Genomic DNA, 4,290 nt, shown 5'->3' on the forward strand with positions numbered 1-4,290 from the left:
CAGGGCGACCGTCCCCGAACGCCGGTATCAGATCGCCGGCCGTGCCCCCCGCGCAAGCCGCGGCGGGCGACCGCCGGCCTTCGACAGGACCGCCTGCAAGGGGCGGAACGTCGTCGAACGCTGCTTTGCCAAGCTGAAGCAATTCCGGGCAGTGGCAACCAGGTTCGACAAGTTGGCCAGCCGCTACCGGGCCGGCGTCGTCCTCGCCTCGCTGATCCTGTGGCTGCGAGCCGAGGAACAATGACCCACCACAAGATCAATCACGAAACGCGGCCTGAGGCGTGCTGCCGACTGCTTCCGTGGCGTTGCGTCTCGGGAGTAGCCGACTCTGCAACTCCTTGGGATCTCAAAGGCGATCTCAGAAATCAGACAAGGCCGACCGACGGATTAATCGAACACGTTGAGGGGCTTGGTGGAAACCCACCTGAACTGCGCTTCCTCATCACGCGTCTCCAGCAAGCCGGCCTCCACCAGTGCCAGGAGGGCCGCATGGAGGCCACGCGAGACCGGCCCGTCCTCCCAGAAGAGCCTCTTGCTCTTCGAGAAGGGGACTTCAGCCGTGATCGCCCCCAGGCGCAGGCCGAGCACGTATGCGGCCTGATCCCAGTCGACCCAATCTTCCAGGTCCTCGGCGAACATTTTCCGCTCCCATCTTTCCCTTTACCGCTGTTCGACTCGTTCTCATGGCTCACCGCCTACCGCCTACCGCCGCCTCGCTCGCGACTACGAGACCAGCCCGGCCCACTACGAGGCCATGATCCGCTGAGGTTTTCTCAGCGGGGATCGTCCGTCTCGGGTGATCTGGTTCCGTGCAGGCTCAGCTGAGGTTGTCGGTTGGTTCCCGGAGCATGCGCACGTTCGGCAGTTTGCCTTGCCAGAGCTCTCGCTCGCCCGTGGCCTTGAATCCGTAGTGTTGGTAGAAGCGGATCGCGCGCTCGTTGTAGTCGGTGACCCATAGGCGCATGGGTGTGTCCCCTGCCCAGGTAAGGAACTCGCCCATCAGTCGGCCTCCGATTCCCTGGCCCTGGGCTTCCTCCAGCAGGTACATCGGCCCGAGGGCAACCACCTCGCCCCGGCGACCGCAGAGGAAGCCGACGATCTCCCTCTCGGAGCGGACGACACGGCAGAACAGCAGATCCGGCTGCCGCCTCGCCGCCTCGATGAACTCCCGCCACTGGGAGATTCCCTCCTCCGAGGCAGAAGAGCCACGGTGTTCACGGATCCAGTTCTCGTCGATCCCCGCGTCCTCGCAGGGATACGTCTGCAGCCAGACCCTCAACTGCAGCGGGCCCAGGGAGCCGGCGTCGTCGGCATCGGGAGCTTCGATCACATGGGTCATGGGAACCATCCTCGACGAAGCTCCCCGAGCGGTTCGCGCGATTTTTCGATCTCGTCGTCGCGGGTCACAGCCCTGACCCGGAGCAGATCACTTCCAGATTCCGTTGAGGACGAGGACGGCGCGGGCGATGTCGCCGATCCGGCCGGGGCTGGGCGTGACGTACTGGAGGGTGCGCCATCGCTGCTCGAGCTCGGCGGCGGTGCGCTCGCCCAGGGCCCGGACGTGCCGGAGCAGGGTGTTGAACATGCGGGTGTCGACGTGAAGTGCCAGTTCGGACTTGCCCTTTGGGCGGCGGACGGGGATCGGGATGCCGATGGCCGCGCCGATGTAGCCCTTGTCCGCCAGGGTCGGCAGGCCGTCGGCGGCCGCCCTGTAGAGGGCGGGGAGGGCATGGATGCGGGCTGCGGTGATGTCGGGGACGCTGCCGGGCTCGACGTCGGAGACCCTCCCGCCGCAATCGCCGTCACCTGCGCAGACGCCAGCTCGAGCACACCGTCCCAGAGCCGAAGGACCAGCAGGCCAAGCGCCGGCGCCGCGGCAGCCGAGGAGGCCGGCCCGCGGGCTTCGACAAGGAGATGTACAAGCGCCGGAACGAGGTCGAGCGGACGATCAACCGACTCGAGCACTCCAGGGCCGTTGCTGCACGGTGTGACAGGCGTGCCTACGTCTTCCACGGCACCGTCACCGTCGCGTCGGTCCGGCTCCGGCTCGGGCCGTGATCAGCCCGTATCCGGGGCGTCGGTCCGCGTCGCCAGCTCGGCAGCGACCTGACGCAACAGCACCGTCGGCGATGGCATGACGGCCTGCCAGGTGTTCGCACTCTCGTCGGCGGCCGAGGCCCAGGCGGCCACCACGGGAAGTTCACAATGGTCGCCGGCCTCCAGCGGAGGCAGCGTCCAGGTCATGCCGTGGTACCGGCCGAAGTCCACACCCCAGGTGCTGAATGAGCGGTCGTACACCTCGTTGCTCAGCGCCGCCCACCGCCGGGGCACCTCTCCCGCGTGGGCGGCGCCGCAGATCGCCTCCTCGTCCTGGCCTCCGACGGTGAGCCGGGTCGTCCCGTCCTCCACCGTGATCGCAGCCAACGCCTGCCCTCCGTCCCACCCCGCGTCGGCACCCTCCGGAAGCCGCGCCGGCAACTCTGCCGAGAACCGAACGCGCCCGAGCGGTGCAATGGCGTCGATCCGCCACACTGCCGCGCGGCAGCCGGTCAGCGGCCCCCACGTCTCGGGGTCGAGCCCGGGATCGTACGGGGTCAGCAGCAGCTCGACGCGGGCCCCGGGAGTCATCCAGCGGGCAAGCGTACGGTCACCCGGCAGCTGGAACAGCTCATCGGGCAGCAGCGGGAGGCCGGTGTTCCCGATCGTCGTGGCGAAGGTCACCGAGCCGAACGGCGTGTCGACAGCCGGCTGAACGGCGGACGACAGGCGGACGCGCGGGACGGTGGGGAGCAACACCGCCCCAGCGTACTGCGGTGTCACGTGCCAAGATCCGCCGGACAGAACCCAGCCCGGCGGACCGGCTGATCCTCGTGCTGGCCGCCGTCCACGCGGCACGACCGGGCGCGATCTGCCGCCTGCAGTTCGACGACGTCGACATCGGCAACCTCCGCCTGACCATCGACGGCCGCGATCCGCTACGCGGACTCCGCCCGCGCGCTCCTGTCGCAGGCCGCAGAGCAGAGGGGCCAGTGAAACCCGCTCGACCAGGCCACCCCTTGCGGGGATCATTGCGTCAATGCCGTCGACCCGGTCAGCAGCCAGCAGCCTGCAGGACCACGCCGTTCTCTGGAGCATCGGCGAGGTCCGAGCAAGCGATGTGGTCAGCGCCGCGTGCGATGCACTCGTTGCCGGGCTCGACAGTCCCGCCCTGCGGGCCCTGGCGGCGCGCACGCGCTGAAGCGGACTACGACGTGCCCGAGATTCTCCCCTCCGCGCTCGACGAGCTGGGCCTCGCCTCCTACCCGGTCAACAGTATTGCCGGCCAGGAAGCCGCCGCCCGGGCACTCGCACGCCGGATGCTGGCCGGCGAGCTGACCCCTCCGGAGCTCGCCTTCCGCGTCCACCAGCGTTTCGGGCATGAGCTTCCCCTTGCCGAACGGCTCGCCGAGCTCGACGACGAGTACGACATGCTCGACTACGGGGGCGGCAGGGCTTCATCGGAGGTCGACGCAGAGGTTACGACCGAGGCACGCCGACTGGCTCCGTACCCTGGCGTCTCACTCGAACCCACGGACGTACCGACCTGATGCACACCGACCGACCCGCGAGTCCATGCTAAACCAGCTTCAGTTTCCATGAACTCACGGGAATCCGAGGTTCCAGGCAGGCCGGGCCGATCTCGTTGAACCGGTGGATCACGTCCCGCACCGTGCCCTCGTCGGCCTGCACCGGCCGGGCGATGACCGGGACCCGGTTGCCGTCGGCCGAGGCCGGCAGCATCATCGTCCGCCGGTAGCGCACCGTGCTCGTACTGCCTCGGCGCACGATTCTCTGCAACCGTTGTCCCTCTTGGTCCCAAGGCGGCGTCGTTCATTGAGTCTGTCCGGTTTGATCACGTGATGCCGAGGGTGACCAAGGGACGGGTGGCGTTGCGCGTGTGGTGGCGGAGGCCGGCGGCGATGCCGGTGTGTCCGGCGAGGCGGAGGGCTCCGATGGCGAGGTTGCGCAGGCTTGCCATGGCCCGAGGGGCCGTGCCGGTGCGCACTCGGGAGACGTCCTCGGTCCAGGCGGTGTCCCGCACATGGTGGAGCTGGTTCTCAATGGCCCAGTTTCGGCGGACGCGGTGTGCGATTTCGGCGGCGTCTGCCTGTTCGGCCATGAGGTCGGTAACGGCGTAGACGCGCTCGAGGGTGACTTTGCCGGTTGCGACGGTGCGGCGTCGACGCACGATTTGAACGGCCTGGGCGGCGTACGGGAAGTCCAGGTCGGCCACGGTGGCGGTCTTGATGC

Annotated in this window: 6 protein-coding genes and 3 pseudogenes; 3 read left to right on the forward strand and 6 right to left on the reverse strand. The window is 68.3% G+C overall.

The annotated features are described in order from the left end of the window. Positions 1–244: pseudogene (locus ACFUEL_RS36020) on the forward strand (IS5/IS1182 family transposase); the annotation flags it as partial. 143 nt (positions 245–387) lie between these two features. Here the strand turns inward: ACFUEL_RS36020 and ACFUEL_RS36025 are convergent. The 3 genes from ACFUEL_RS36025 to ACFUEL_RS36035 all read right to left on the reverse strand — a co-directional run bounded on the left by ACFUEL_RS36025 (position 388) and on the right by ACFUEL_RS36035 (position 1,840). Next, the gene (locus ACFUEL_RS36025) at positions 388–639 is read right to left on the reverse strand and encodes a hypothetical protein (RefSeq protein ID WP_380241856.1); all 252 of its coding nucleotides are present in this window, start codon (positions 637–639) and stop codon (positions 388–390) included. A gap of 178 nt (positions 640–817) precedes the next feature. Then, positions 818–1,339 carry a GNAT family N-acetyltransferase gene (locus ACFUEL_RS36030; RefSeq protein WP_380241858.1) on the reverse strand — a complete coding sequence of 174 codons (522 nt, stop codon included), beginning with the start codon at positions 1,337–1,339 and terminating at the stop codon, positions 818–820. Positions 1,340–1,426: 87 nt separating this feature from the next. Continuing rightward, on the reverse strand, positions 1,427–1,840 hold the full coding sequence (locus ACFUEL_RS36035; protein ID WP_380241865.1) for a transposase family protein: 414 nt from the start codon (positions 1,838–1,840) through the stop codon (positions 1,427–1,429). Between ACFUEL_RS36035 and ACFUEL_RS36040 the strand changes: the two are divergent. Continuing rightward, positions 1,786–2,058 (forward strand): annotated as a pseudogene (locus ACFUEL_RS36040) (IS5/IS1182 family transposase); the annotation flags it as partial. The gene ACFUEL_RS36035 and the pseudogene ACFUEL_RS36040 overlap by 55 nt on opposite strands. On the opposite strand, the gene ACFUEL_RS36045 reads toward ACFUEL_RS36040, so the two are convergent. Then, the gene (locus tag ACFUEL_RS36045) at positions 2,059–2,796 is read right to left on the reverse strand and encodes a hypothetical protein (protein ID WP_380241860.1); all 738 of its coding nucleotides are present in this window, start codon (positions 2,794–2,796) and stop codon (positions 2,059–2,061) included. Between the two features lie 455 nt (positions 2,797–3,251). On the opposite strand from ACFUEL_RS36045, the gene ACFUEL_RS36050 reads away from it, so the two are divergent. Then, positions 3,252–3,587 carry a hypothetical protein gene (locus ACFUEL_RS36050; RefSeq protein ID WP_380241862.1) on the forward strand — a complete coding sequence of 112 codons (336 nt, stop codon included), beginning with the start codon at positions 3,252–3,254 and terminating at the stop codon, positions 3,585–3,587. A gap of 28 nt (positions 3,588–3,615) precedes the next feature. Here ACFUEL_RS36050 and ACFUEL_RS36055 read toward each other — a convergent pair whose 3' ends face one another. Both ACFUEL_RS36055 and ACFUEL_RS36060 read right to left on the reverse strand, forming a co-directional pair. Beyond that, positions 3,616–3,837 carry a helix-turn-helix domain-containing protein gene (locus ACFUEL_RS36055; protein WP_380241863.1) on the reverse strand — a complete coding sequence of 74 codons (222 nt, stop codon included), beginning with the start codon at positions 3,835–3,837 and terminating at the stop codon, positions 3,616–3,618. Between the two features lie 55 nt (positions 3,838–3,892). Continuing rightward, positions 3,893–4,290 (reverse strand): annotated as a pseudogene (locus tag ACFUEL_RS36060) (ISAs1 family transposase); the annotation flags it as partial.

Origin of the sequence: Kitasatospora sp. NPDC057198, from assembly GCF_042670125.1 — a bacterium.
In the GTDB taxonomy this organism is placed as follows: Bacteria; Actinomycetota; Actinomycetes; order Streptomycetales; family Streptomycetaceae; genus Kitasatospora.